Source organism: Nocardia brevicatena NBRC 12119, assembly GCF_000308495.1.
In the GTDB taxonomy this organism is placed as follows: Bacteria; Actinomycetota; Actinomycetes; order Mycobacteriales; family Mycobacteriaceae; genus Nocardia; species Nocardia brevicatena.
Genome location: NZ_BAFU01000059.1, coordinates 12,681 through 37,526 on the forward strand (window position 1 = coordinate 12,681; position 24,846 = coordinate 37,526).

Below are 24,846 nucleotides of genomic sequence, written 5' to 3' on the forward strand. Positions count from 1 at the left end.
AATATGGACAGCTGTCCAACATATTGTCCATAAGAGGTGGCGCCCATGAAAACGGTCGCTCGACATCTGTTTCTCGCGGTCGCGGTCGTACTCCTGGCGGTGCTCGCCCCCGGCGGGGCGAACGCCATGCTGATCGACCCGGCCGATACCTCTCCTCCCGTGGCAGCGGTATCCCCGACGGACGGCGTCGAAGTCGGTATCGCGCATCCGGTGACCATTCGGTTCGCCGAGGATGTCACCGACCATATCCGTACCGAACGCTCGGTACGGATCGGGGCCGGCGAGCCGTTGGCGGGCCATTTCTCCTGGAACGGCCCCCGGGAGCTCACCTGGACACCCGCCGGTTTCCTGCCCGCCAACGCCCTGATCGACGTGACGGTGGGTGAACGTCGAACCCGGTTCCAGACCAATGCCGGTGTCCTCGCCGACGCGGATATGTCCGCCCACACCTTTACCGTCAGCATCGCCGGACAGGTGGCGCGGACGATGCCGGCATCCATGGGCAAACCTGGTTGGGAGACCCCGGTCGGTACCTTCCCGATCCTGGAGAAGTTCCGCCATATCGTCTTCGACTCCCGGACCATCGGCATCCCGCTGGACTCACCGGAAGGCTATCTGATCGACGGCGAATGGGCCGAACGGCTCACCTGGGGCGGGGTGTTCGTCCACTCGGCGCCCTGGTCGGTCGACGACCAGGGCAATTCCAATGTCAGCCACGGCTGCGTCAACCTCGCTCCCGACGACGCCGCCTGGTACTACGAGAACGTCGGTATCGGCGATCCGGTGCACGTGCACTGGTAGCCCGGCGGTATCCCCACCCCGTCGATCCGGGCATACTCCGGCGATGTCGTCGCGCGGCGGGCCGGCATCCGCTAGAAACAGGGGTAGAACACCGGCAGTGGACCGACGAAGGGCGAGGCGCGATGGACCGATCGGATTCCTTCTCCGAACCGGAAGGTGATCCGTATCCGACGGTGCCCATTCCTGTTTCGGGAATCGTCGGATACCCCACCATGCCCCTGCGGCGTCCGGCACCGGCTTCCCCGCCCGGTGTGCCGCCGCGTCCTCGTCCGGGCAATTCCGGTCAACCCCCATCGACCCCGTACGCCCCCATGCCCGGCCCTTCGGCGCCGGCCGCCCCGTATCCGTGGGCCCCCCTGGACGCATTCGTCACGGAGCCGCTGCCGGTACTCCGGCCCCCGGCATCCTTCCCGGCCGGCGGGGAGTACTCCGTGCCCACCGGGGGGCTGCCCGTACCTCCCGGATACCTGGCCTATGAGGGCGCGTGGTCGGACTGGGTGGACGGCCGGACCGACCCGGCCTCGTATCCCGCCGGCGTGCCCGGCCCTCCCGCCCGGCCGAACTCGGCAGCCGTGCCGAACACCACGGCCGCCCCGGCTACGCCACCGGGTCCCTACACCGTGGAGGCCTTCTCCCGACCGTCCGAATCCGCCGACACATCGGAGTCGACTCCCGCTCCCACCGAAGCACCGACCGCCCGGGAAAGGCTGCGCCGGCGGCGTGAGACGATCCTCCGGGTACCCGCGGCTCCACCCCGGCCCCCCCGGCAGCCGGGACGGACGCGCTGGGCGACGGTCGTGTCGACCGCGGCCGGGATTGCGGCGCTCGCCGCCGCGGCCTACGTGCAGTTCATCGTGATCGGCTCCGGTGACCACGCCCCACCGCCCCGGCCCTCCGCCCTGTCGGCCGCACCGGTATCGGCCCCCACGTCCGGCGACTGCCCGATGGAGCGGATCGGCAGCACCGTTCGCGGCAACGGGCCGGGCGGCGATGCCTCCGGTCCGGAGGCCATCCTCGCTTTCCAGCACGGCTACTACATCGCCCGCTCCGGAGAACAGGCCAGAAACGTGGTCGCCCCCGACGCCACGGTGCCCTCGGCGGCCGACATCCAGCGGGGTATCGACACCATTCCCGCCGGGACCACGCACTGCGTCACCATCACCCCGGGTGCCTTCGTCGGCCAGTACACCGTGGTCATCACCGAATACCGCCCCGGCGCACCGCCACTCAGCTACAACCCCCAGCTGGTCACCGCCGTGCAGATCGGGAACCGGACGCTCATCACCGCCATCGGTCCGATGCCCTGACCGGTCCCGGCCCGACTCGGCGGCCGGGTGGCTTCCCATTCGAACCGATCCGCCACATGCCGGACCGTGACCGAACGGGAACCCTATCGACACGGCCGAGATCCGCGAACTGCCTGGTCGTCCGACATGGACCGGGGGAGACTCGAGAGATGGACGATATCGGCACAGCCGTGGTTCCGGACCATCCGACGATACTGGCCGTGTTCGGTAAGGCCGGGCGGGCGCCATCGGTGCACAACACCCAACCATGGCGCTGGGTGTTCGACGGCTCCCGGCTGCACCTCTATCGCGATATCAGCCGCCGGCTGACCTCGGCCGACGCCCAGGGCAGGCAGTTGGTGATCAGCTGCGGTGCGATACTCGACCATGTCCGGACCGCCTTCGCCGCCGCCGGCTGGCACACCGACATCACCCGGCTACCCGATACCGCCGCCGATCATCTCGCCATCCTCGACCCGCGTCCCTGGCCCGATCCACCCGCCGAGGCCGAGGCACTGACAGCGGCCATGGACCGGCGCTATACCGACCGGCTACCGATGCTGCCGCCCCACGATTGGGACCGGATACTGGGGGCGGCACAAGATGCTGCCCGCCGCCACGAGATCTCTGTGGAAGTTCTCGACGAGTCCACCCGGCCGCGCCTGGCCGCCGCCTCCGAACGGGCCGCGGCGCTGCGCCGCTACGACCCGCAGTACCAGAACGAACTGCGCTGGTGGGCCGGACACGACTCCCCCGCCGACGGGATCCCGGTATCCGCGCTGGTATCCGAGGCGGAAATGGCCCAGGTCGGAGTGGGCCGCGCCTTCCCGGCGGGGCCGCCGTCCGGGCGGCGTGACGATATCACCGACCGGTCTCGGCTGCTGGTACTCGGAACCGACACGGATACCGAGCGGGACTGGCTGCGCACCGGCGAAGCGCTGTCGGCGATCCTGCTCGAATGCACCGTCGCCGGGCTGTCCACCTGCTCGCTGACCCATATCACCGAACTACCCACGAGCCGACGGATCGTCGGCGGTCTGCTCCGGCGGCCGGCGCTGCCGCAGGTACTGGTCCGGGTCGGAACCACTCCGTCGGAGACAGAACAGCCGCCGACACCGCGCCGCGCGATCACCGATTTCCTCGATCTGCACCATACGGTCTGACAATGGCGGTGCCGGGGATGCGGCCGAGCCGACCACACCGACTCGCGGCGATGTTGTCCGGAAGGTGGCGATAGCGATGTCCGCACCAACCACAGCACCCGTCCTCGTCGGCACCGACGGCTCTGACTCCGCGCTGCACGCCGTGCGGTGGGCCGCGCAGGTGGCGGCCCGGCAGAGCGCCCCACTGCATATCGTCCATGCCATCGGCATACCGATCGACATGGGCCCGACCCTCGACTACACGCTCATCGAGGGCGAGACCTATCGGTCGGCCGCACAGTCCACGGTGGACGACGCCCGTGCGGCCGCCGTCGATGCCGCGGCGCCGATTCGGCGGATCGAGATCGAAATCTCGGTCTCGGACGAGGCCCCCATTCCGCTGCTGCGGGACCTGTCCGCCGATGCCCGACTGTTGGTCGTCGGCACCCGTGGCCTCGGCGCCCTGCGCCGCGGACTGCTCGGCTCCGCCAGTACCTCCCTGGCCCGGCACGCCCGCTGCCCCGTCGCGGTCGTCCCGGAGGACCCGCCCGCCGAGGGCCCGGTGGTCGTCGGGGTGGACGGATCCGGCTGCAGCGTCCGAGCCATCGAGATCGCTTTCGAACAAGCGGCCGGTCGGGGTACCGACCTTGTCGCGGTGCACACCTGGTCGGAGTTCTATCGGTACCTGTCACGCGACGACCTGCGGCAGGAGGCGGAGAGCCTGCTCTCGGAGAACCTGGCCGGCTACTGCAGGCAGTACCCCGATCTGCGGGTTCATCGGATCGTTCGGGAAGACCGGTCCGCCCGCGCCATTCTCGACGCAGCCGCGGACACCGATGCACAGCTCATCGTGGTCGGCAGCCACGGGCGCGGCGGCTTCGTCGGAATGACCCTGGGATCGGTGAGCCAGGCGGTCCTGCACTCCTACGACCGGCCCGTGATCATCGCCCGAGAAGGCACCTGAGCCGATGGCCGCCGCTGCGAAAACCCGGCCCACCGGACCTTCCAGGGCTACCGGTGAGCCGTAACTGCCGGCATCGATATTTCGGGCCGGGTCAAGACTTCGACCGTACCCAGGCCCTCGATGGACTCGGTCTGAACGTCGCCACCGGTGAGGTGCACGGCTTCCCTCGGCCCCCACTGCTCCGGGAAGTCCACCACCGTGCGTGCTGCTGGGGTTCCGCGCCGACAGCGGAACGGTACGGCTGCTCGACGGGGATCCGTGGACGAGGCGGCCGACCTCCACCGGCGGCCGGTCTATGTCCCGGGGGAGGTGACCCTGTGACCGGCCCTCATGGGCGGCGAGGCGATCGATCTGCTCGCACGGCCGCGCGGCGGCCTGGACGAGCGACGGCGCGCCGAACTCGTCGAATGGTTCGACCTCGATCCGACGAAGAAGGGCCGCACCTATTCGAAGCGAAACCGACAGAATGCCGCGCTCGTGGCGGCGCCGGCCTCGAGCTCTGCCGGACGAGCCCACATCCGGCCCGGAGCCGTTGATGGAGGCGGTTTTCCAGGAGTGTGTGGAGGAGGCGAAGCGCACCGTCCCACGGTCCAGCCATATCCTCGCCCAGGTGGAGGCGCTGTGCGATCGGGTGACCATCATCCGCCACGGGAAGGCCGTCGAATCGGGCACCCTCACCGACCTACGACATCTCACCCGTACCTCGTCCCTTGTCGGCGCCCTCGGTTTCCGGCGTCGGGATCTCCGAACGAACTGATCCGCCCGCGTCCGGGGCATCGACCGTACCGGGCGCACGACCCCGGCTACTTCCCCGACAGATACACCGGAAGCCGTCGGTGCCCCTTGGCCACGCGGCCGGACACCTTGCCAAGTTCCGAGGAGGGCGATGGCCAAGCGCATATCCGGGAAACGCTGGAAGATCGCGGGCAGCGCCACCACCGCTTCCAACCGGACCGGCGGTGCGTCCAGGCAGTGATGCGCCCCGTAGCCGAAGACCGCATGGTCCTTGACCTTGCGGGTCATATCGAATTCGTCGGCGGCGCCGCCGTACAGTTTTGGACCGTGGTTGGCCGCCGCATACGAGGCGAGGATCGCATCGCCCTCGGCGATCAGTATATCCTCCACCGCATAGCGCAGCGGCACATGCGGGACCGGCGACTCGACCCGCAGGGTTTCCTCCACCAGGTCCGACCAGGGAATGCGGCCCTCTCCCAGATCTTCCCGCTGCCGCGGACGGGCCGGCGGCGCGAAGGTGGCCTGATCGAGCAGGTTCACCGTGATCTCATGGCCGGCGCTGATAACCGGCAGCAGGGTGTCGATCGGCTCCTGCTCTTCTGATTACCGACTACATATTCAGTGGAGGCGCTTTCGGGAAGGTGACCGGCAGGGATACCAGCGAGCGATGCCACGGTCCGGGGCGCCACGCCAGCTGATCCGCCGGAATGGCCAGCTCGATTTCGGGCAACGCGTCGAGCAGCTGATCGATGGCGTCCTGCACCGTCAGGTGCGCGACCGGGCGGGCGGGGCAGGCATGCGGACCCACACTCCACGCCAGATGCGAACGGTTGTCGGTGAAGTCACCGCCTCGGATCGCCGGATCGTTGTTGCACGCGGACATGCTGACGACCACCGGCTGATGGGCGGGTAGCCAGACACCGTCGATGAAAACAGGTTGGCGCGGATAACTGATGCAGTAATTCGCCATCGGCGGGTCGGTGAACAGCACCTCCTCCAGTGCGTCCCGGGTGGCCAGGCTGCCGTCGAGAATGTTCGAAGCGAACCGATCGTCGGTCATCATCAGCAGCAGGGCGTTGACGATCAGGTTCTGCACCGGCTCGATCCCGGCTCCGTAGATCGTGATCAGCTGATGGATCATCTCCTCGTCGGTCAGCTCGTTGGGGTGCCGGAGCAATCGGGAGGTGACGTCGTCGCCGGGGTCGGCGTGCTTGCGCTGGGTGAGCTCGAGCGCGGCGTCGGCGAGCATCGCATTGCCCTTGGTCGCGTTGATACCTTCGAAAATGGCTGCCATACCGGTAGCGGCCTGCTGGCCCAGGTCGGCCGGACAACCGAGGATGGCGTTGATCACCGCGAATGCCAAGGGGAACGCGTACTGGCTGACCAGATCGGCGTAGCCGTCCTCACAGAAGGTGTTGATCAAGGGGATGGCGATCTGCTCGACAGTACTGTGCATGGCGTGCAGGTCGACCCCGTTCAGGGCGAACAGGTTGGCGGCCCGGTACCGGGCATGGTCGGCGCCCGCGCTGCGAATCGGGTTGGGCCGCCATTCCATCATCGGCCGCACCGGGCAATCGGCGGGAATATTCTTCTCCCAGGCACGTGGATCCGCCGGAAAATGCTCCGGGTCATTCAGGATCCGCACAGCGGTGTGATAGCCGATCACCAGGGTGGCCGGAACACCCGGTGCCAACTCCACCGGCGCCAGCGAACCGAACTGTTTCCGCATCTCTCGATACACCCGATGCGGATCGGCGGCGTACTCCTCGGTGTATATGGCGACACGCGGACCGTTGGCATCGAGAGGCGACCCGTGCGTGAACGGGGAATCCGCGGGCACAGACAGCGGCTGATTGCTGTGCGGTGATGTGGTCAAGTGATGTCACTCCAGGTGATGAGAGGATTCGGCAGTCGAAACACACGACCGGCCCCGGTGTGCTCGACAGAGACTGCGACCACACCGGAAGCCGTGGAAACAGAGCCGACCGGAAGCTCCTCACTTCTACCACTAACCGCAGTTTCCGAGGGGCAAACTCCGAAAATCGGACGATGGACAGCCATCCACCGCCCGAAATAAACTCACCACCTGAATAATTGGACCGCTATCACGGCCCTAAGCAACGATTCCGCCCACCGACACGGATACGACAAGGTTCACAGTGTCCGCGGTCTCCCGCTGCGCTACCGGACATCCCCCAGGTACACGGGCAATTGCTGATGGCCGTTCGATACAAAGCTCACGACCGACACCAGTTCGCTCGGCTCCACCGCCAACCGCATATTCGGGAATCGCCGGAACAACGCGGGCAGCGCCAGTTCACCCTCCAGCCGCGCCAACGGCGCCCCGATACAGTGGTGCGCACCGTGCCCGAACGCGATATGGTCCTTGACGGCACGGGCGGGATCGAAGATATCGGTGGTCGCGCCGTGCACCTTCGGGTCACGGCTCGCCGCCGCGTACGAGGCGAGAATGGCCTCGCCCTTGGCGATACGCAGTCCATCGATCTCGATATCGTCCACGGCATAGCGCAACGGCAGGTGCGCGACCGGCGCCTCGTACCGCAGCGTCTCCTCCACCACGTCGGTCCAGCCCACCGTGCCCGCCAATGCCGCCTCCCGCTGCTCGGGATGGGTGAGCAGTGCGACGATGGCCTGGTCCAGCAGGTTGACCGTGGTCTCGTGTCCGGCGTTGATGACCAGCATCAACGTGTCCACGAGTTCCTTCTCGGTCAGCTGCGAACCGTCCTCGTCTCGGGTCGTGATCATCACGCTGGTGATGTCCTCGCCCGGGTTCTCCCGCCGGTACGCGACGAGCTCGGTGACCAGGCCGTACATTTCGACGTAGTTGGCCTGCGCCTCATCCTGGCCGATGGTGGTGTCGAAATACCGGTCGACGCAGACACGCAATCCGGTGGCGAGGAAGTCGGGTACCCCGAGCAGCTCGGTGATCACCTGAATCGGGACCGGGTAGGCATAGCCTTCGCGCAGATCCGCCACCTGTCCCGGGGGTGTCGTCGCCAACCGGTCGAGCAGTTCGGTGGTGAGCGCTTCGATCCGGGGGCGCAGGGCCAGGGTGCGCCGATGAGTGAACGCGGGCGAGACCAGTGTGCGCAGACGGCGGTGGTCGGCCCCGTATGCGGTGAACATATTGTCCACCGCGATCCACGGCAGCAGCGGCCAGTCTTCGGTGATCTCACCGTTGATGAAGGCCGTCCAGTGCTGTCGGGGGTCCTTGGATACCCGTGAATCGGCCAACAGGCTCTTCAGTACGGCGGCATCGGTCACGGCCCAGGCCGGAACACCACCGGGCAGTTCCACCAGAGCGGCGGGACCCTGGCCACGCAAGCGGGCCGTCTCCCCGTGGAGATCGGCGCCGGCCATATCCAGGACGATGGTTTCGCGCTCCAACGAAAAACTCCTTAGACAACGTTCAACGGCGGAGACGGAGGGAAGACGACAGGCAGCGCGGCCAGCGCTCGGTGCCACGGTCCGGGGCGCCAGGACAACTGCTCCGCGGGCACCGCCAATTCCATCTCCGGAAGCGCGTCGAGCAACTGATCGATCGCTTCCTGAACGATCACGAGCGCCGGCGACTGCGCGGGGCACGCATGCGGCCCGATACTCCACGCCAGGTGCGAACGGTTGCCGAGGCGGTCACCGCTACGGACGGCCGGATCGTTGTTGCACGCGGACATACTGATGACCACCGGCTGGTGCGCGGGTAGCCAGGTGTTGCCGATGAGAATCGGCTGCCGCGGGTAGGTGGTGCAGAAATTCGCCATCGGCGGGTCGTTGAACAGCACCTCGTCCAGCGCGTCGCGCGTGGACAGGTTGCCGCCGAGGATACCGCCGCCGAGCCGGTCGTCGGTGAGCATCAGCAACAGGGTGTTGATGATCAGGTTCTGCTCCGGTTCCAGCCCGGCACCGTAGAAGCTGATCAGATTCGACAGCATTTCTTCGTCGTTCAGCTTCGACGAATGGTGCACCAACCGGGAGGTGACATCATCGCCGGGCTCGGTCCGTTTCGTGGTGATGAGCTCCATCAGCGCCTCGCTGAGGTAGTTAATCCCCCATTCGGCATTGACCGTGTCGAATAGGGCGGCCATCCCCTTGGCGACCCGCTCCCCCAGTTCGGGGGTGCAGCCGACCATCCGGTTGAGCACCTCGAATACCAGGGGAAACGCGTACTGGGTGACCAGATCCGCCGAACCGGCCTCGCAGAACGAGTTGATCAGCGGGATCGCGATCTGCCCCACCGCCTGGTGGAGTTCGTGCAGATCGATACCGTCGATGGCGGCCACATAGGCATGGCGGTAACGCTGGTGCAGCTCCCCGCTGTTGCGCAGGGCGTTCGGGTACCATTCCATCATCGGCCTGACCGGTGAGTCGGGCGGAATACTGGTCTGCCAGACACGCGGATCGGCCGGGAAACGCTCCGGATCGTTGAGAATTCGGACGGCCGCCTCGTATCCGATCACCAGCGTCGCCGGAACATCGGGAGCCAGATCGACCGGAACGAGCGAGCCATGGCGGTTTCGCATCTCACGGTAGGTACCGTGCGGGTCGGCAGCGAATTCCTCCGAATACAGCGAGAAACGCGGGCCGGTTCCTCCATTGGGGTCTCCCTGGGCGACCGGACGCCCGGCAAATGGAGGTTGTTGTTGCGAAACCAGGTGGTACTGCGTGCTCAAAGACGAGACTCCAAACGGTGGAACAGGTATTCGACCAGCGTGATGAGCGACTGCAGACAGGTACGCCGATCGCGGGCGTCGAGAGCCGTCAGCGGAGTGTCCTCGGTCAGGTCGAGCGCGTCCCGGATCTCCGAAAGCGGAAACCGGTTCGCGCCCTCGAACTCGTTGACGCCCACCGCATACGGGACGCCACGTTCCTCGAGTACCGCCAGCACCTCATCGGACTTCTCGATCCGCCGGGTATCGACCAGAACGAGGGCGCCGAGCGCACCCCTGGCCAGTTCCTCCCAGAGCGGAACGAACCGCTGTTGTCCCGGAGTACCGAAAAGGTACAGCGCCAGTTCGGGGTTCAGGGTTATACGACCGAAGTCCATGGCGACCGTGGTCTGCGTTTTCGAACCCAGCCCCGCCAGATCGTCGACGCCGATACTGGCCTCGGTAATGGTCTCCTCGGTACGCAGTGGCTTGATCTCCGACACACTGCTGACGAAGGTGGTCTTGCCGACGCCGAAATTACCGGCCACCAGCAGTTTCACCGAGCGGGTCACGGTCTCCGGCACATAATCGACGGCGCGGCGTTCCGCGGGCCGGTCAGGCCGGGAGAGCACGGAGCCCATTGAGTACCTCCTCGAGCAGGGCTATCTCCGGCAGTTTCTCAGCCGGGATCGGGATGTTCAGATGTCCGCTGTCCAGCAGGTCGGAAACAATGATCGTCACCACGGACGGGGGCAGGTCGAGATAAGCAGCGACCTCGGCGATCGACAGGGCACCGTGACTACAGACGTCGACCACCCGGCGCACGTCGGGGGCTGCCCCGGGCGCCGGGTCCTTGGCGGCGATGACCAGTGTGACCAGGTCCAGTTCACGGGTCGGACGCGAGCGTCCGCCGGTCCGCACATAGGCGCGGACCAGGTCCGGATCACGCCGTGATCCACTCACCGCAGATCGCCGCCGGGTCGTCTGCGCGGTTCGGAGCCGAGTTCGTGGCCGACACGTGCGGCGAGCTCGTTCATCCGGTGCGCGATGAGACCCACATCGATATCCGGCATGGTCGACACCCCCAGCAGGGCACCCTCACCCGCAGCGGTGATGAGGATCATGCCTTCGCCGTATTCGGTCATGTTCTGCCGGACATCGTTTCCGGAGCCCCCGCAGAACTCACCGAGCGCCTTACCGAGCGACCGGAGGCCCGAGGCCGCGGCGGAGAAGCGTTCGGCCTGATCCCGGCTGATACCTGTCGAATGGGCGATACGCAGACCGTCCTCCGACAGCAGGACCGCGAATCGGACGCCGGGAACCTCGAGATCGTTCAGTAACCAGCCCAGCTTGTTGCTGTTGTCGGTGACCACAGTTCTCGGTGAGCCCATCAGGATGTCATCCCTTCGGTGTGTTCGGAAGCGGCAGCGCGACCACTCTTGGAGCCGTTCTGCCACGCTGCTGCGATTTCGGGACGAGGCTGTCCCGCTTCGGACCGGATGCGCCCGGTCTGGACGGAGGGCACGGACGACGCCGCACGGCGTCGCCGTTTGGGCAGGCCTCCACTGGTGATGTCGTGGACCGTGGACCGCTGGTCGTTGTCGGTCTGCTCACCCACTCCGCTCATGGTGTCTCCCCCCGTCATCGCCATACCACTCGGTGTCGTCACGCCGGTCAGCATCGAGGAGCCGGATGTCGTTCCGATGGACGAGGAGGCTCCGGACGCCGACGGGGCCGCGGAAACCGCGGGCGCCCCGACGGGGGAGACACCGGACGACCCGGAGGCATTGCCGCTGCCCACCGCCGCGAGCTCGCGCGCGGCATGCGCCCCGCCGGAGCTGTCGCTCTCCTGAGCCGTGCGGGGCGCGACCAGCAGGGCCTCGGGAATGTAGACCATGGCGCGCATACCGCCGTAGGCGTTGGGGCCGTCGATGTAGACGGTGAAGCCGTAGCGGCGAGCCAGGGCGGCGATACCGGGGAAACCGACCTTGGGGGACGGGCCCAGCTGGTGGATGTCGACCGGCCGCTCGCCCGCGAGGATCTGCCGGGCCTCCTCCATCTGCTCGGCGTTCATCCGCACACCGGCGTCGTCGACGATCACGGTGACGCCGTGATGACCTTCCTGGAAGGTGACATCGACGTACGAGGTGGGCGGCGAGTACCGCAGGGCGTTATCGATGAGCGAGGCCAGGGTGTGCACCAGCGGCTCCACCGCACGGCTGATGACGATCCGGTCGAGCTGGGTGGAGCGCACCCGCAGGTAGTCGCGGACACGTCCGGTGGCACCGCCCACGACGTCGGTGAGCGACTGGGCGGGCCACCGTCGACCGGGCAGACCGCCACAGACGATCACGTAGGACTGCGCCTGGCGGATCATCTGCTGCACGGTGTGGTCGATGCGGATGAGGGTTTCGTAGACGCGGTCGTCACGGTGTTCACGCAGCGCGGCGCTGACCACCTGACCGACGTCGGCGCCGAGACTCACCACGGAGGTGCCGAAGGAGCGCACCGCGGCGCTGGTGGCCTCGCGCGAGGTCGACTCGACCTGCGCCCGGGACGACTCCTCCTCGGCGCGCACGGCCTCTTCGGCCGCGGCGATCGCCTGTCTCAGTTTTTCTTCGTTCTCACGGGTGAGGGTGTCCTGGGTCTCGGTCTGCACCGCACCCAGGTCTTCGGTGAATCGCTCGACGATCCAGCGCAGGCATTGCGCGAAACGTGAGTTCTCCAGACCCGGCGGCACTTCGGGACCCGCGGTGGGTTGTTCGAAGCGGCGAAGCGAGTCCGATAGCGCGGGTAGCGTACTGGCCGCGAGATTTTCGAGGGCGTCCTCGCGTACCCCCAGATCACGCTCCAGGACGTCTATTCGGCTCTGCAGCCCGCTTACGGTCCGAACGGCGTACCACGCCACGCCGAGCACCAGAACGGGGGCGAGGATCCAGGGAAGCAGCACGGCGGTATTCAGGTTCATCAGCTTTCTCGTCGTTGACGGGGCTCGAGGGTGCGCCACGCGATGCCACAGCATTCTTCTGCCACAGCGCTCGTCTCGCCTTCCTCGCGACGCCGACCATGATTGCCCCTGGCCGGATGAGGTCCTCGCCGGGTACCGGCGGTGATCACCGACCACCCATCCCGGCGTCCACTCACGATATTCCAAAGTGGCCGGAGGACAAGGTGATCGACCGATCACGGAACCATCGGAACACCTTCGTCCCATGGCCCAGAACCCGACGACTCGCCCACACTAGCAGTATTTCCGGCCGCATGTTCAATATCCGACAACTATTAATTTGTCCCGCATCCGGCAACAGCGTGTCGACCTCGTGAATCACAGAATTATTGAGCTGCTTGGGATCCCGACGGCGTCCGGCCCGTACCCTCGGCGGGCCCATTTCGGCGACCGCCGGCCTACCCGACCGCACCGCCAACCCCCCTGCGGGCAAAACGAACCGAGTAGTCCCCACCTGGTCAGTGCGACCACGGAGCGGGCGCCGGGACATCCCCAAATTGCTTCGCCGGACCGACAAGTGCTATAAGAGCGACCGTGCCGTCACACGAAACCGCAAGGGCCGTACCGTTCTTCGAGAGCGGTAGGGCAATCATGTCCGGACCCGACCCGGAAAGACGACCCCGGAGGGCGAATGATCTTCGGCAAAGCCCCGAAAGACCGGAAAGGGGTCTGTAACGGCGTATAACGCCACTATTACAGACCAATCAACACGGCGGTGGCGGAAAGCGTTCGAGTCAAGCTTTCCCGACCCGCCGGCAGGGCGCCATCACATTCCGAAACATCAATGCACCACACGGACAATGGCATCCGTTATCACCGGCACACGATACGCGACCGCCATCATGGGACCGCTGTCACGGGGGCTTCACCACCCCGACGGGAGCCGCCCACCCCTTCACGGTCGATAGCGTACAGGTATGATTCCTGAATATGACGGTGCCCCGGGACATCTGCCCCGGGGCACCGTCGACGTATCGCGGAACGCGTCCTAGACCGTGAAACCGAGGGCGCGCAACTGTTCTCGACCGTCTTCGGTGATCTTGTCCGGTCCCCACGGCGGCATCCACACCCAGTTGATCTTCAGATCATCGACCAGGCCACTGCGCACCAACGCGTTGCGGGACTGGTCCTCGATCACATCGGTGAGCGGGCAGGCGGCCGAGGTCAGGGTCATATCGAGAACGGCGGTCCGATCCTCGAGCTTCAAGCCGTACACCAGCCCCAGATCGACGACGTTGATCCCCAGCTCGGGGTCGACCACGTCGCGCATGGCCTCTTCGATGTCCTCGAGCTGCCTCAGTTCCTCCGCCGACAGCTCGGCCGGTGTGGGCTCGGCTGCCTGGTCCGTGATCTCGGTGGACGGTGTATCGGTCATGCTGTTTCCCCGTTTCCTGCCGTACGGCCGATCGTATGGCCGGTGGCGCCGTCGATCCGGACCACGGCATCCTTGAACGCCATCCAGCCCAGCAGCGCGCATTTCACCCGCGCCGGATACTTGGCAACGCCTGCGAAGGCTATCCCGTCGCCGATGACGTCCTCATCGCCTTCGACGGTACCCCGGCCGGCGACCATCTCGTTGAACGCGTCGACCACCTTCAGCGCCTCCGGCAGCGGCAACCCGATCACCTGGTCGGCGAGCACCGAGGTGGAGGCCTGGCTGATCGAACAGCCCTGCCCGTCGTAAGAGACGTCGGCGACCTCGCCGCCTTCGCCGATATGAACACGCAAGGTCACCTCGTCACCGCAGGTGGGGTTCACATGGTGCACTTCGGCACCGAACGGCTCCCGCAGTCCGCGGTGGTGCGGATGCTTGTAGTGGTCCAGGATGACTTCCTGGTACATCTGCTCCATGCGCATGGTCTATACAACCCCGAAGAAGCTCTGGGCCTTCCGCACCGCGGCGACCAACTTGTCCACTTCGTCGAGGGTGTTGTAGACCGCGAAGGACGCGCGGGCGGTCGCGGCGATCCCGAACCGCCGGTGCAGCGGCCAGGCACAGTGGTGCCCGACCCGGATCGCCACGCCCTCGTCGTCGAGGATCTGGCCCACATCGTGCGCGTGGATCCCGTCCACGACGAACGCCACGGCACCGCCGCGATCGATGTTCTCGGTCGGACCGACGATCCGCACGCCGTCGAGCGCGCCGAGCCCTTCCAGGGCGGCGTCGATCAGGGTGTGCTCGTGTGCGGCGATGACATCCATGCCGAGCTCGCCGAGATACCCCACGGCGGCGCCGAGTCCGACCACCTGCGAGGTCATCGGCACACCGGCCTCGAACCGCTGCGGCGGCGGGGCGTAGGTGCTGCCCTCCATGGTGACCATCTCGATCATGGAACCGCCGGTGATGAACGGCGGGGTGTCCGCGAGCAGCGATCGCCGCCCGTACAGTACGCCGACCCCGGACGGGCCGAGCATCTTGTGCCCGGAGAAGGCCGCGAAATCGATGTCCAGGGCCCGGAAGTCCACCGACATGTGCGGAACCGACTGACAGGCGTCCAACACCACCACGGCGCCGACCTGGCGGGCGCGGCGCACCAGTTCCGCCACCGGGGCGATCGCACCGGTGACATTGGACTGGTGGGTGAAGGCGAGCACCTTCGTCTTCGGTGAGAGCTCATGCGAATCGAGATCGATCCGACCGTCGTCGGTGACGCCGTACCAGCGCAGGGTCGCCCCCGTGCGCCGGGCCAGTTCCTGCCACGGCACCAGATTCGCGTGGTGTTCCAGTTCGGTGATGACGATCTCGTCGCCCGGCCCCACCCGGTAGGGGAACCGGTCGTCGGCGAACGAATAGGTCACCAGGTTCAGCGATTCGGTCGCGTTCTTGGTGAACACGATCTCGTCGGCGTCGACCCCGACGAACCGCGCGATATCGGCGCGCGCACCCTCATAGGCGTCGGTGGCCTCCTCGGCCAACTGGTGCGCGCCGCGGTGGACGGCCGAGTTGCGGTTGAGCAGGAAGTCGCGTTCGGCGTCCAGCACCGCCACCGGCCGCTGCGCGGTCGCTCCGGAATCCAGATACACCAACGGCTTCCCATCCCGGACCGTGCGGCTCAGGATGGGGAAATCGGCCCGGATCCGGCCGATATCGAGGGTGCGGACGGTTGCGGTCATATCACGCTCCGGCGATCGCGGACTGGGTAAAACGAACGTAGCCGCCTGCGTCGAGTTCCTCGGCCAGTTCCGAGCCGCCCTCGGCGACGACCCGGCCGCCGACGAACACGTGCACGAACTGCGGCTGGATATAGCGCAGAATGCGGGTGTAGTGGGTGATCAGCAGAATGCCGCCGTTTTCCCGCTCCTTGTAGCGGTTCACGCCCTCGGACACGATACGCAGGGCGTCCACGTCCAGACCGGAGTCGGTTTCGTCCAGGATGGCGATCTTCGGCTTCAGCAGACCCAGCTGCAGGATCTCGTGGCGCTTCTTCTCACCGCCGGAGAAGCCCTCGTTCACGCTGCGCTCGGCGAAGGCGGAGTCGATATCGAGGTCGTCCATCGACTCCTTCACCTCCTTCACCCAGTGCCGCAGCTTGGGGGCCTCACCGCGTACAGCGGTGGCGGCGGTGCGCAGGAAGTTCGACATCGACACACCCGGCACCTCGACCGGGTACTGCATGGCCAGGAACAGCCCCGCCCGGGCGCGTTCGTCGACGGACATCTCCAGCACGTCCTCGCCGTCGAGGGTGATGGACCCGGAGGTGACGGTGTATTTGGGATGTCCGGCGATGGCGTAGGACAGGGTGGACTTGCCGGAGCCGTTGGGACCCATGATGGCGTGCGTCTCACCGGACTTCACGGTGAGGTCCACGCCCTTGAGGATCTTGACGGTCTCCCCGTCCGGGGTGGCGACCTCGGCGTGCAGGTCCTTGATTTCCAGAGTGGTCATAGGTGTCGGGATTCCTTTGTGGGCTGGGAGTTCGGGGTCAGGCGCCGATGGCGGCGAGTTCGGCCTCGATGGCCGCCTCCAGCCGCTGTCGGACCTGCGGGACAGCGATCTTCTGAATGATCTCGCCGAAGAAGCCGCGAACCACCAGACGGCGGGCGATATCCTCCGGGATACCGCGGGCGCGCAGGTAGAACAGCTGCTCGTCGTCGAAACGGCCGGTGGCCGAGGCATGGCCGGCGCCGACGATCTCGCCGGTCTCGATCTCCAGGTTGGGCACCGAATCGGCACGGGCGCCATCGGTGAGTACCAGATTGCGGTTGGTCTCGAAGGTGTCGGTGCCCTCGGCTTCCGCGCGGATCAGCACATCGCCGACCCACACCGTGCGGGCATCACCCTTGGACGAGGCGGGATCACCCTGCAGTGCGCCCTTGTACAGCACCGTGGACTTGCAGTGCGCCACCGCATGGTCGACCAGCAGCCGCTGTTCGAAATGCTGACCCGCGTCGGCGAAGTAGAGGCCGAGCAGTTCGGCGTCACCGCCGGGACCGGCGTAGCGGACGGTGCCGGTGAGCCGCACCAGATCGCCGCCGAGGGTGACGGCGGTATGCCGCAGAACGGCGTCGCGGCCCAGCGTGGCGTGGTGCGCGGCGGCGTGGACGGCATCGTCGGCCCAGTCCTGGATGGCGACGACGGTCAGCCGGGCACTGTCGCCGAGCACGAATTCCACGTTCTCGGCGTAGGTTCCACTGCCCTTCTGGTCGATGACGACAGTCGCGTTCGCGAATGCGTCCAGCCGGATCTGCAGGTGGCCGAAGGCCGTCTTCCCCTCGCCGGGACCGGTGACGGTGACGGTGAACGGCTCGGCGACCTCGATCTCCTTGCCGACCGACACCACCGTGGCCCGTTCGAAGCCCGAATACGCCTGGGCCGCGACCCGGTCCGCCGGGACACCGCCGGTGCCGAGGCGGGGATCGGTGCGGTCCACGGTCTCCACGGTCACGCCCTCGACCGGCGTGGTCTCGACGGTGATGAAACCGTCGGCGACGGCGGTGCCGTTGTGCAGGCCGCGCAACCGGCGCAGCGGGGTGAACCGCCACGCCTCGTCCTTGGCCGTGGGTACCTCGAAGGCGTGCACATCGAACGAGGTGAAGACCTCGCCCTTGTTGATCGCCGGGGTACGAGCCTCAGCGGCTTCGGCAACGTTCTCGACGGCCATCAGCCGACGGCTCCTTCCATCTGCAGTTCGATCAGGCGGTTGAGTTCGAGCGCGTACTCCATCGGCAGTTCCTTGGCGATGGGCTCGACGAAGCCGCGGACCACCATGGCCATGGCCTCGTCCTCGGTGAGCCCACGGCTCATCAGGTAGAACAGTTGGTCCTCGGAGACCTTGGAGACGGTGGCCTCATGCCCCATGGTGACGTCGTCCTCGCGGATGTCGACGTAGGGGTAGGTATCGGAGCGGCTGACGGTGTCCACCAGCAGCGCATCGCATTTCACGGTCGACTTCGACCCGTGCGCACCCTTGTTCACCTGCACCAGGCCGCGGTAGGAGGCCCGGCCGCCCCCGCGCGCCACCGACTTCGACACGATGGTCGAGGAGGTGTGCGGTGCCAGGTGCAGCATCTTCGCGCCGGTGTCCTGGTGCTGGCCGGCGCCGGCGAACGCCACCGACAGCACCTCGCCGCGGGCGTGCTCACCGGTCATCCACACGGCCGGATACTTCATGGTGACCTTGGAGCCGATATTGCCGTCGATCCACTCCATGGTCGCGCCCTCTCCGGCCTTGGCCCGCTTGGTGACCAGGTTGTAGACGTTGTTCGACCAGTTCTGGATGGTGGTGTAGCGGCAGCGGCCGCCCTTCTTCACGATGATCTCCACCACCGCGGAATGCAGCGAATCCGACTTGTAGATCGGCGCGGTGCAGCCCTCGACGTAGTGCACGTAGGCGTCCTCGTCGACGATGATCAGGGTGCGCTCGAACTGGCCCATGTTCTCGGTGTTGATCCGGAAGTAGGCCTGCAGCGGGATATCGACGTACACCCCCGGCGGCACGTAGATGAACGAACCTCCCGACCACACGGCGGTGTTCAGCGCGGAGAACTTGTTGTCACCGGCCGGGATCACGCTGCCGAAGTACTGCCGGAAGATCTCCGGGTGCTCGCGCAGACCGGTGTCGGTGTCGAGGAAGATCACGCCCTGGGCCTCCAGATCCTCGCGGATCTGGTGGTACACCACCTCGGACTCGTACTGGGCGGCGACACCGGCCACCAGCCGCTGCTTCTCCGCCTCCGGGATACCCAGCCTGTCGTAGGTGTTGCGGATGTCCTCGGGCAGGTCCTCCCAGCTGGCGGCCTGCTTCTCGGTGGAACGCACGAAGTACTTGATGTTGTCGAAGTCGATGTCTTCGAGGTTGGAACCCCAGGCCGGTATCGGCTTGCGCTCGAAGATCCGCAGGGCCTTGAGGCGGGCCTCGAGCATCCACTCCGGCTCGTTCTTCTTCGCCGAGATATCGCGGACGACCTCCTCCGACAGGCCACGCTGCGCGGCGGCACCGGCCTCGTCCGAGTCTGCCCAGCCGTAGCCGTAGCTGCCCAGGGCGGCAATCGTCTCTTCCTGGGTCAACGGCGTCGGCCTGGTGGTGGCGGATTCGCGGGCGTCCGCGGCGGTCGTCGTCATTCGGCACTCCTTCCGGAGTCGTTCGTTATTTCCATTGCGGGCTGTGCAACGGCTGATGGGGAGGCTGTATTCGGTTGGGTCACGGTCCCGGCGGACGATGCCTCGATCGGCAGCACCGCCAGCGGTACATGGGTTGTACAGGCACAGTCGCCGTTGGCGATCGTGGCCAGACGCTGCACATGGGTGCCGAGCAGCTCGCGGAAGGCCTCGAGCTCCGCCTCGCACAGTTGCGGGAATTCCTCGGCGACATGGGCGACCGGGCAGTGGTGCTGGCAGATCTGTACGCCCGCACCCACCGGCCGGGTACTCGCCGCGAAGCCCGCGCCGGACAGCGCAGTGGCGATCTCCTGGGCCTTGGCCACCGTCTGGTCGGAGGTCACCGCGGCGGTGTCCGCGCTTCGGGGCCGATGCGCGTCCGCACCCTGCGGGCGGTGCGCCGGAAGCGGTTCGATCCCGGCCACGACCGTCCGCGCGCGTTTGCGGGCGAACTCGGTGACCGCCTGTTCACCGCCGATTTCGCGCAGTTGGCGGATCGCCGCCCCGGCGAGATCGTCGTAGGCGTGGCCGAGCATGCTCCGTCCCGCAGCGGTGAGCCGGTACTGCTTGGCGGGTCGGCCACGCCCCTTCTGCTGCCATGGCGCAGAACGGCTTGCCCGTGCCTGGCCGGATTCGATGAGCGCGTCCAGATGCCTGCGCACCCCGGCCGGCGCCAGGCCCAGGGCGGCGCCGATGGCGGTCGCGGTGATCGGACCCTGCTCGAGCAGCAGCCGGACGATCTCGGCCCGGGTGCGTCCCTCACCACCGGCCGCGGGCACGGCAGCGGACGCGGTGCCGGCCCGACGGCCGGCCCTTTCGTCTACGTTCGGCAAACCCACGGTTTTCACAACATCAGTGTGGCGGAATTACTTCCCGAAATCTAATAAGGCTGCCCTGACCTGCGACACCCTTGCCCGGCGCCATCCGGCGTACGGGTGGACCACACCGCCTCTACCACTGTTTTCAGCGAAACCCGCAGGTAAGGCCGAGCCGTGGGCGGTGCGGAGTGAAATGGATCACTCACGGCCGCCCCACCCTCTACCGGTCCGAGACCGCCGCATGTCCGGCCATGCCTACTAGGCTGCCTGACCGTGGCAATAGGGGAAGGCGCGCGGCGAACAAGGCCGGCGGCGGTGCGCCGCACCGTGGTGCGGCTGGGGCGACGGGCGCAGACGCTGGGCCGGCGCGTCCTCGGGTTGGACGTGCCGGCCACCGAGCACACGGTCGCGGTCCTGCATCGCGACGAGTCCGAGGTGCCCGGCCTGGACAGCAGGGAGCTGACCCAGCTCGACCGGATCCGGCTGATGGGCGCCACCGGCACCGTCCTCATGGCCATCAGCGCGCTCGGGATCGGCGCCCAGCCGGTCCACCAGAACCCCACCTCCGGGATGCGGGTGCTGGGGATCTTCGCCCGCGCGCACACCGGGTCGCTGGCCATGTGCATGGTCGGCACGGTGACCGTGGTGCTGGCCTGGCTGCTGCTCGGCCGGTTCGCGGTCGGCGGGATCGGCGGGGTTCCGGTGCACCGACTGTCCCGTGTCCAGTTGGACCGCACCCTGCTGCTCTGGATCATCCCGCTCAGCGTCGCACCACCCATGTTCAGCAATGACGTCTACTCGTATCTGGCGCAGAGCGAGATCGCCGCGCGCGGTATCGACCCGTACAAGGAAGGTCCCGTGGCGGGACTGGGCATCGATAACGTGCTCACCAACAACGTTCCCACCATCTGGCGCGACACGCCGGCCCCGTACGGGCCGCTGTTCCTGTGGATGGGGCGCGGCATCGCCCATCTCACCGGCGAGAACATCGTGGCCGGGGTCTGGGTACACCGACTGCTGGCGCTGGCCGGGGTGGCGCTGATCGTCTGGGCCCTGCCCAGGCTGTCGGTGCGCTGCGGGGTGGCGCCGGTGAGCGCGCTGTGGCTGGGCGCGGCCAATCCGCTGGTGCTGTTCCATCTCGTCGGCGGGGTGCACAACGACGCCCTGATGCTCGGACTGATGCTGGCCGGTCTGGAGTTCGCGCTGCGCGCCGTGCACGGCGCCGCCGACGCTGTCGCACCACCGCCCCTGGACGCCCACGGCTACCTGATGCTGATCGCCGGGGCCATCACCATCAGCCTGTCGTCGTCGATCAAGATCACCTCGATTATCGCCCTGGGATTCGTCGGAATGGCGCTGGCCAAACGCTGGGGCAACGGTCTGCGCGCGCTGTGCCTGTCGGCGGCGCTGCTGGGTGGCATCGCGGCCCTGACGACACTGCTGGTCAGCATGGCGAGCGGGCTCGGTTTCGGCTGGGTGCACACCCTCGGCACCGCGAACGCGGTACGCAGCTGGATGTCGCTGCCGACCGCGCTCGGCATCATCACCGGCTTCGGTGGCGTACTGCTCGGGCTCGGCGACCACACCACGGCGCTGCTGAGCATCACCCGGCCGATCGCCGCGGCGGTGGCCGCGGTCATCACGGCGCGGATGCTGGTCGCCACCTGGACCGGGCGACTGCATCCGGTGGGGGCGCTCGGGGTCTCGCTGGGCGCCATCGTGCTGCTGTTCCCGGTGGTACAGCCGTGGTATCTGCTGTGGGCGATCGTGCCGCTGGCGGCCTGGGCCACCCGACCGGCGTTCCGGGTTCCCGCGGTCGCGTTCTCCGCGGTGGTGAGCGTGATCCTGATGCCGCGCGGCGCCGACCTCGAGGTGTTCCAGATCGTCGGGGCGGCCATCGCCACGGTTGTCGTCGCGGTGCTGTTCCTGGTGGTCACCCGGAACTCCCTGCCGTGGCGGGAGCAGCAGGGGGTGTCGGCTTCCTCACAGTCGACCACGGCATACCGTGTCACATCGTGAGCGCAACCCGCGAACCCGCCGTACAGATGGACGACGTCGTCAAACGCTACGGCGACACCACGGCGGTGGACGGCATCGGATTCACGGTCGAACCCGCACAGGTATTCGCGCTGCTCGGTCCGAACGGGGCCGGTAAGACCACCACGGTGGAGATGTGCGAGGGCTTCGTCACCCCCGACGGCGGCCGGGTGCGGGTACTGGGGCTGGACCCGATCGCGGACTCGGAACGTCTGCGCCCTCGGATCGGTGTGATGCTGCAGGGTGGTGGGGCGTATCCGGGCGCGCGGGCCGGGGAGATGCTGGAACTGGTCGCCTCCTATTCGGCCGATCCGCTGGACCCCGACTGGCTGCTGCGCACCCTCGGCCTCGCCGACAGCCGACGCACCCCCTACCGTCGCCTTTCCGGCGGTCAGCAGCAGCGGCTGTCACTGGCCTGCGCGCTGGTCGGACGGCCCGAGATCGTCTTCCTCGACGAGCCCACCGCCGGAATGGACGCCCAGGCGCGGATCATGGTGTGGGAGCTGATCGACGCGCTGCGCCGTGACGGGGTGGCCGTCCTGCTCACCACCCATCTGATGGACGAGGCCGAGGAACTGGCCGACCAGCTCGTCATCATCGATCACGGCCGAATCGTGGCCTCCGGCACCCCCGCCGAGGTGACGGCGCACGGCGCGGCCGGCCAACTGCGGTTCTCGGCCCCGCCGCGCCTGGACCTGACGCTGCTGGAGCGGGCACTGCCGGAGGGTTTCGCGCCGCGCGAGGCGAGTCCGGGCTCATATCTGGTGGAAGGCGAGATCGACCCGCAGGTGCTGGCCACCGTGACCGCGTGGTGCGCGCGGGTGAACGTCCTGGCCACCGATATCCGGATCGACCAGCGGCGGCTGGAGGATGTGTTCCTGGAGTTGACCGGACGGGATCTGCGCACATGACGAAACCGGATATCACCGCCAACCGCTTCGCACCGGGGACCTTCACCCCCGCGCCCCGGCCCAACGGCCGCGCCGCGATGCTGTTCGCGCAGACCCGTCTGGACCTGCTGCTGTTGCTGCGCAACGGGGAGCAGTTGCTGCTGACCATGTTCATTCCGATCACCCTGCTGGTCGGGCTCAGCCTGCTGCCGTTCGGGGAGATGGGCGAGCACCGGGTGGACCGGATCGTGCCCGCGGTGATGATGGTGGCGGTCATGTCGACAGCGTTCACCGGACAGGCCATCGCCGTCGGTTTCGACCGTCGGTACGGGGCGTTGAAACGGCTGGGCGCCACCCCGTTGCCGCGCTGGGGTGTCGTCGCGGGCAAAAGCGGTGCCGTCCTGCTGGTTGTGGTACTGCAGGCGGTGATCCTGGGCGCTATCGGGACGGCACTGGGCTGGCGGCCGAGTCCGCTCGGGCTGGTGCTGGGGGCGCTGCTGATCGTGCTGGGCACCGCCACCTTCGCGGCCATGGGTCTGCTGCTCGGCGGGACGCTCAAGGCCGAGGTCGTATTGGCGCTGGCGAATATTCTCTGGTTCGTCATGCTGGGCGTGGCGAGTGTTGTATTCGCCACCGACGATCCGCACGCGGCGGTGCAGATCGTGGTGCGGTTGGTCCCCTCCGGCGCCCTCGCGGTGGCGCTGGAAGACGCGGTGGACGGCGGTATCGACTGGTTCGGTGTAGTGGTGCTCGGGCTCTGGGGCGCGGGGGCGGGACTGCTCGCGACCAGGTTCTTCCGCTTCGACTGAGACCGCCCACTCGGCAACGACGAGTTGTAGTAGTCCGGCTGCGGACCCCGCGCGATCGACGGCTACCATCGGGACGTGCTCTATCGCGCGTTCCTGCGACTCGTCGACCGACTGCCGATGCCCTCCCGCCGCGTCCAGCTGTGGCTCGCGGCCGCGGTCATCGCCTCCCAGGCCGGGATCGCCGTCACCGGCGCCATTGTGCGCGTCACCGCCTCCGGACTCGGCTGCCCCACCTGGCCGCAGTGCTTCCCCGGCAGCTTCACACCCGTCGGGGTGTCCGAGGTCGCCGTGGTGCATCAGGCCGTAGAGTTCGGCAACCGGATGCTGACATTCGTGGTCACCCTGTGCGCGGCGCTGATCGTCCTGGCCGTTACCCGGGTGCGGCGGCGACGCGAAGTGCTGGTGTACGCGTGGCTCATGCCGGGCGGCACCGTATTGCAGGCGGTGATCGGCGGCATCACCGTGCTGTCCGGGCTGCTGTGGTGGACGGTTGCCATACATCTCCTGGCGTCGATGCTCATGGTGTGGGTGGCCGCGGTGCTGTACTCGAAGGTCGCGGCACCCGACGACGGGGTCGAAACAGTCCGCGCCCCCGCGCCGCTGCGGTGGCTGACCGGCCTCGCCGGGATCGCGCTGGCGGGGGTGCTGGTCGCGGGCACCCTGGTGACCGGGGCGGGACCGCACGCCGGGGACAAGAGCATCGACCGACAGGTGCAACGCCTCGAAGTGGAGATCGTCCCCCTGGTGCATCTGCACGCCCAACTGCTGGTCGGTTACTTGGCGCTGCTGGTCGGGCTGGCCTTCGGCCTCTACGCGGTCGGTATCACCGCGCCCGTTCGCAAACGCCTGTTCGTGCTGCTCGGTCTGGTGCTCGCGCAGTCGCTGGTCGGCGTGGTCCAGTACTTCACCGATGTGCCCGCGGTCCTGGTGGCCATCCACGTGGGCGGCGCGGCGCTGTGCACCGCCGCCACCGCCACCCTGTGGGCCTCGCTGCGTACCCGGGAGCCGGTGCCGGTGGTCACCGGCACCGGCGATACCGAGCCTGCGGCCGCCGCGGCACCGGCCGCCCGGCCCGCCTAGAACCGGCGGCGG

Annotated in this window: 23 protein-coding genes and 1 pseudogene; 10 read left to right on the forward strand and 14 right to left on the reverse strand. The window is 67.4% G+C overall.

Going from position 1 to position 24,846, the window contains the following annotated elements; genetic code table 11:
• Window positions 1–45: 45 nt before the first annotated feature.
• The 6 genes and pseudogenes from ON20_RS15405 (at window position 46) to ON20_RS15430 (ending at window position 5,531) form a co-directional block, all read left to right on the forward strand.
• Complete coding sequence (locus tag ON20_RS15405) at window positions 46–801, forward strand: L,D-transpeptidase (RefSeq protein WP_040836291.1); 756 nt, start codon at window positions 46–48, stop codon at window positions 799–801.
• A 431-nt stretch (window positions 802–1,232) separates the two neighbouring features.
• Window positions 1,233–2,108, forward strand: coding sequence for a DUF8176 domain-containing protein (locus ON20_RS33165; protein WP_157228866.1), 876 nt, complete (start codon window positions 1,233–1,235; stop codon window positions 2,106–2,108).
• Between the two features lie 149 nt (window positions 2,109–2,257).
• Entirely contained in the window at window positions 2,258–3,250 is a 993-nt protein-coding gene (locus ON20_RS15415; protein ID WP_051162553.1) for an Acg family FMN-binding oxidoreductase, read from the forward strand.
• Between the two features lie 76 nt (window positions 3,251–3,326).
• The gene (locus ON20_RS15420; protein WP_040836292.1) at window positions 3,327–4,193 is read left to right on the forward strand and encodes a universal stress protein; all 867 of its coding nucleotides are present in this window, start codon (window positions 3,327–3,329) and stop codon (window positions 4,191–4,193) included.
• Between the two features lie 53 nt (window positions 4,194–4,246).
• Window positions 4,247–4,899, forward strand: a pseudogene (locus ON20_RS15425) (ATP-binding cassette domain-containing protein); the annotation flags it as partial.
• A gap of 137 nt (window positions 4,900–5,036) precedes the next feature.
• Entirely contained in the window at window positions 5,037–5,531 is a 495-nt protein-coding gene (locus ON20_RS15430; protein ID WP_040836293.1) for a hypothetical protein, read from the forward strand.
• Between the two features lie 7 nt (window positions 5,532–5,538).
• On the opposite strand, the gene ON20_RS15435 is transcribed toward ON20_RS15430, so the two are convergent.
• From ON20_RS15435 to ON20_RS15500, 14 genes are all read right to left on the reverse strand, one after another.
• Window positions 5,539–6,804 carry a cytochrome P450 gene (locus tag ON20_RS15435; RefSeq protein WP_245547253.1) on the reverse strand — a complete coding sequence of 422 codons (1,266 nt, stop codon included), beginning with the start codon at window positions 6,802–6,804 and terminating at the stop codon, window positions 5,539–5,541.
• A gap of 305 nt (window positions 6,805–7,109) precedes the next feature.
• Window positions 7,110–8,336, reverse strand: a complete 1,227-nt coding sequence (locus ON20_RS15440) for a cytochrome P450 family protein (RefSeq protein WP_040836294.1) — start codon at window positions 8,334–8,336, stop codon at window positions 7,110–7,112.
• A gap of 11 nt (window positions 8,337–8,347) precedes the next feature.
• Window positions 8,348–9,469 (reverse strand): cytochrome P450, encoded by a 1,122-nt coding sequence (locus ON20_RS15445; protein WP_438803414.1) that lies wholly within the window; start codon window positions 9,467–9,469, stop codon window positions 8,348–8,350.
• Between the two features lie 146 nt (window positions 9,470–9,615).
• Complete coding sequence (locus ON20_RS15450) at window positions 9,616–10,236, reverse strand: GTP-binding protein (protein WP_040836295.1); 621 nt, start codon at window positions 10,234–10,236, stop codon at window positions 9,616–9,618.
• Window positions 10,211–10,558, reverse strand: a complete 348-nt coding sequence (locus ON20_RS15455; RefSeq protein ID WP_040836296.1) for a DUF742 domain-containing protein — start codon at window positions 10,556–10,558, stop codon at window positions 10,211–10,213. Before ON20_RS15455 ends, ON20_RS15450 begins: the two co-directional genes overlap by 26 nt.
• Window positions 10,555–10,986 carry a roadblock/LC7 domain-containing protein gene (locus ON20_RS15460; protein WP_051162555.1) on the reverse strand — a complete coding sequence of 144 codons (432 nt, stop codon included), beginning with the start codon at window positions 10,984–10,986 and terminating at the stop codon, window positions 10,555–10,557. Before ON20_RS15460 ends, ON20_RS15455 begins: the two co-directional genes overlap by 4 nt.
• Window positions 10,986–12,563 (reverse strand): ATP-binding protein, encoded by a 1,578-nt coding sequence (locus ON20_RS15465; RefSeq protein WP_040836298.1) that lies wholly within the window; start codon window positions 12,561–12,563, stop codon window positions 10,986–10,988. The genes ON20_RS15460 and ON20_RS15465 overlap by 1 nt, the downstream gene beginning before the upstream one ends.
• A 1,027-nt stretch (window positions 12,564–13,590) precedes the next feature.
• Window positions 13,591–13,977 (reverse strand): metal-sulfur cluster assembly factor, encoded by a 387-nt coding sequence (locus ON20_RS15470; protein WP_040836299.1) that lies wholly within the window; start codon window positions 13,975–13,977, stop codon window positions 13,591–13,593.
• Window positions 13,974–14,459, reverse strand: a complete 486-nt coding sequence (sufU, locus tag ON20_RS15475; RefSeq protein ID WP_040836300.1) for a Fe-S cluster assembly sulfur transfer protein SufU — start codon at window positions 14,457–14,459, stop codon at window positions 13,974–13,976. Before sufU ends, ON20_RS15470 begins: the two co-directional genes overlap by 4 nt.
• A 3-nt stretch (window positions 14,460–14,462) precedes the next feature.
• A complete protein-coding gene (locus tag ON20_RS15480; protein ID WP_040836301.1) occupies window positions 14,463–15,716 on the reverse strand; it encodes a cysteine desulfurase in 1,254 nt (417 codons plus the stop codon).
• A gap of 1 nt (window position 15,717) precedes the next feature.
• On the reverse strand, window positions 15,718–16,488 hold the full coding sequence (gene sufC / locus ON20_RS15485) for a Fe-S cluster assembly ATPase SufC (RefSeq protein WP_040836302.1): 771 nt from the start codon (window positions 16,486–16,488) through the stop codon (window positions 15,718–15,720).
• A gap of 37 nt (window positions 16,489–16,525) precedes the next feature.
• Window positions 16,526–17,704 (reverse strand): Fe-S cluster assembly protein SufD, encoded by a 1,179-nt coding sequence (gene sufD, locus ON20_RS15490; protein ID WP_040836303.1) that lies wholly within the window; start codon window positions 17,702–17,704, stop codon window positions 16,526–16,528.
• Window positions 17,704–19,164, reverse strand: coding sequence for a Fe-S cluster assembly protein SufB (gene sufB / locus ON20_RS15495; RefSeq protein WP_040836304.1), 1,461 nt, complete (start codon window positions 19,162–19,164; stop codon window positions 17,704–17,706). Before sufB ends, sufD begins: the two co-directional genes overlap by 1 nt.
• Complete coding sequence (locus ON20_RS15500) at window positions 19,161–20,039, reverse strand: helix-turn-helix transcriptional regulator (RefSeq protein ID WP_438803416.1); 879 nt, start codon at window positions 20,037–20,039, stop codon at window positions 19,161–19,163. Before ON20_RS15500 ends, sufB begins: the two co-directional genes overlap by 4 nt.
• Window positions 20,040–20,333: 294 nt before the next feature.
• On the opposite strand from ON20_RS15500, the gene mptB reads away from it, so the two are divergent.
• The 4 genes from mptB to ON20_RS15520 all read left to right on the forward strand — a co-directional run bounded on the left by mptB (window position 20,334) and on the right by ON20_RS15520 (window position 24,834).
• Window positions 20,334–22,037, forward strand: a complete 1,704-nt coding sequence (mptB, locus tag ON20_RS15505; protein WP_498043795.1) for a polyprenol phosphomannose-dependent alpha 1,6 mannosyltransferase MptB — start codon at window positions 20,334–20,336, stop codon at window positions 22,035–22,037.
• Window positions 22,038–22,063: 26 nt separating this feature from the next.
• On the forward strand, window positions 22,064–22,966 hold the full coding sequence (locus tag ON20_RS15510) for an ABC transporter ATP-binding protein (RefSeq protein ID WP_174361892.1): 903 nt from the start codon (window positions 22,064–22,066) through the stop codon (window positions 22,964–22,966).
• Window positions 22,963–23,754: an ABC transporter permease gene (locus ON20_RS15515; protein ID WP_040836306.1), complete on the forward strand. Its 792-nt coding sequence runs from the start codon at window positions 22,963–22,965 to the stop codon at window positions 23,752–23,754. Before ON20_RS15510 ends, ON20_RS15515 begins: the two co-directional genes overlap by 4 nt.
• Window positions 23,755–23,829: 75 nt before the next feature.
• A complete protein-coding gene (locus ON20_RS15520; protein WP_083864941.1) occupies window positions 23,830–24,834 on the forward strand; it encodes a COX15/CtaA family protein in 1,005 nt (334 codons plus the stop codon).
• Window positions 24,835–24,846: the final 12 nt, after the last annotated feature.

Bases quoted from the DNA above. Each gene is read 5' to 3' on its own strand.
- ON20_RS15465 (WP_040836298.1), bottom strand. From the start codon at position 12,563: ATGAACCTGAATACCGCCGTGCTGCTTCCCTGGATCCTCGCCCCCGTT.
- sufD (WP_040836303.1), bottom strand. From the start codon at position 17,704: ATGGCCGTCGAGAACGTTGCCGAAGCCGCTGAGGCTCGTACCCCGGCG.
- ON20_RS15445 (WP_438803414.1), bottom strand. From the start codon at position 9,469: ATGCGAAACCGCCATGGCTCGCTCGTTCCGGTCGATCTGGCTCCCGAT.
- sufB (WP_040836304.1), bottom strand. From the start codon at position 19,164: ATGACGACGACCGCCGCGGACGCCCGCGAATCCGCCACCACCAGGCCG.
- ON20_RS15405 (WP_040836291.1), top strand. From the start codon at position 46: ATGAAAACGGTCGCTCGACATCTGTTTCTCGCGGTCGCGGTCGTACTC.
- ON20_RS15460 (WP_051162555.1), bottom strand. From the start codon at position 10,986: ATGGGCTCACCGAGAACTGTGGTCACCGACAACAGCAACAAGCTGGGC.
- ON20_RS15515 (WP_040836306.1), top strand. From the start codon at position 22,963: ATGACGAAACCGGATATCACCGCCAACCGCTTCGCACCGGGGACCTTC.
- ON20_RS15415 (WP_051162553.1), top strand. From the start codon at position 2,258: ATGGACGATATCGGCACAGCCGTGGTTCCGGACCATCCGACGATACTG.
- ON20_RS15470 (WP_040836299.1), bottom strand. From the start codon at position 13,977: ATGACCGATACACCGTCCACCGAGATCACGGACCAGGCAGCCGAGCCC.
- ON20_RS15480 (WP_040836301.1), bottom strand. From the start codon at position 15,716: ATGACCGCAACCGTCCGCACCCTCGATATCGGCCGGATCCGGGCCGAT.
- ON20_RS15450 (WP_040836295.1), bottom strand. From the start codon at position 10,236: ATGGGCTCCGTGCTCTCCCGGCCTGACCGGCCCGCGGAACGCCGCGCC.
- ON20_RS15510 (WP_174361892.1), top strand. From the start codon at position 22,064: ATGGACGACGTCGTCAAACGCTACGGCGACACCACGGCGGTGGACGGC.
- sufC (WP_040836302.1), bottom strand. From the start codon at position 16,488: ATGACCACTCTGGAAATCAAGGACCTGCACGCCGAGGTCGCCACCCCG.
- ON20_RS15420 (WP_040836292.1), top strand. From the start codon at position 3,327: ATGTCCGCACCAACCACAGCACCCGTCCTCGTCGGCACCGACGGCTCT.
- sufU (WP_040836300.1), bottom strand. From the start codon at position 14,459: ATGCGCATGGAGCAGATGTACCAGGAAGTCATCCTGGACCACTACAAG.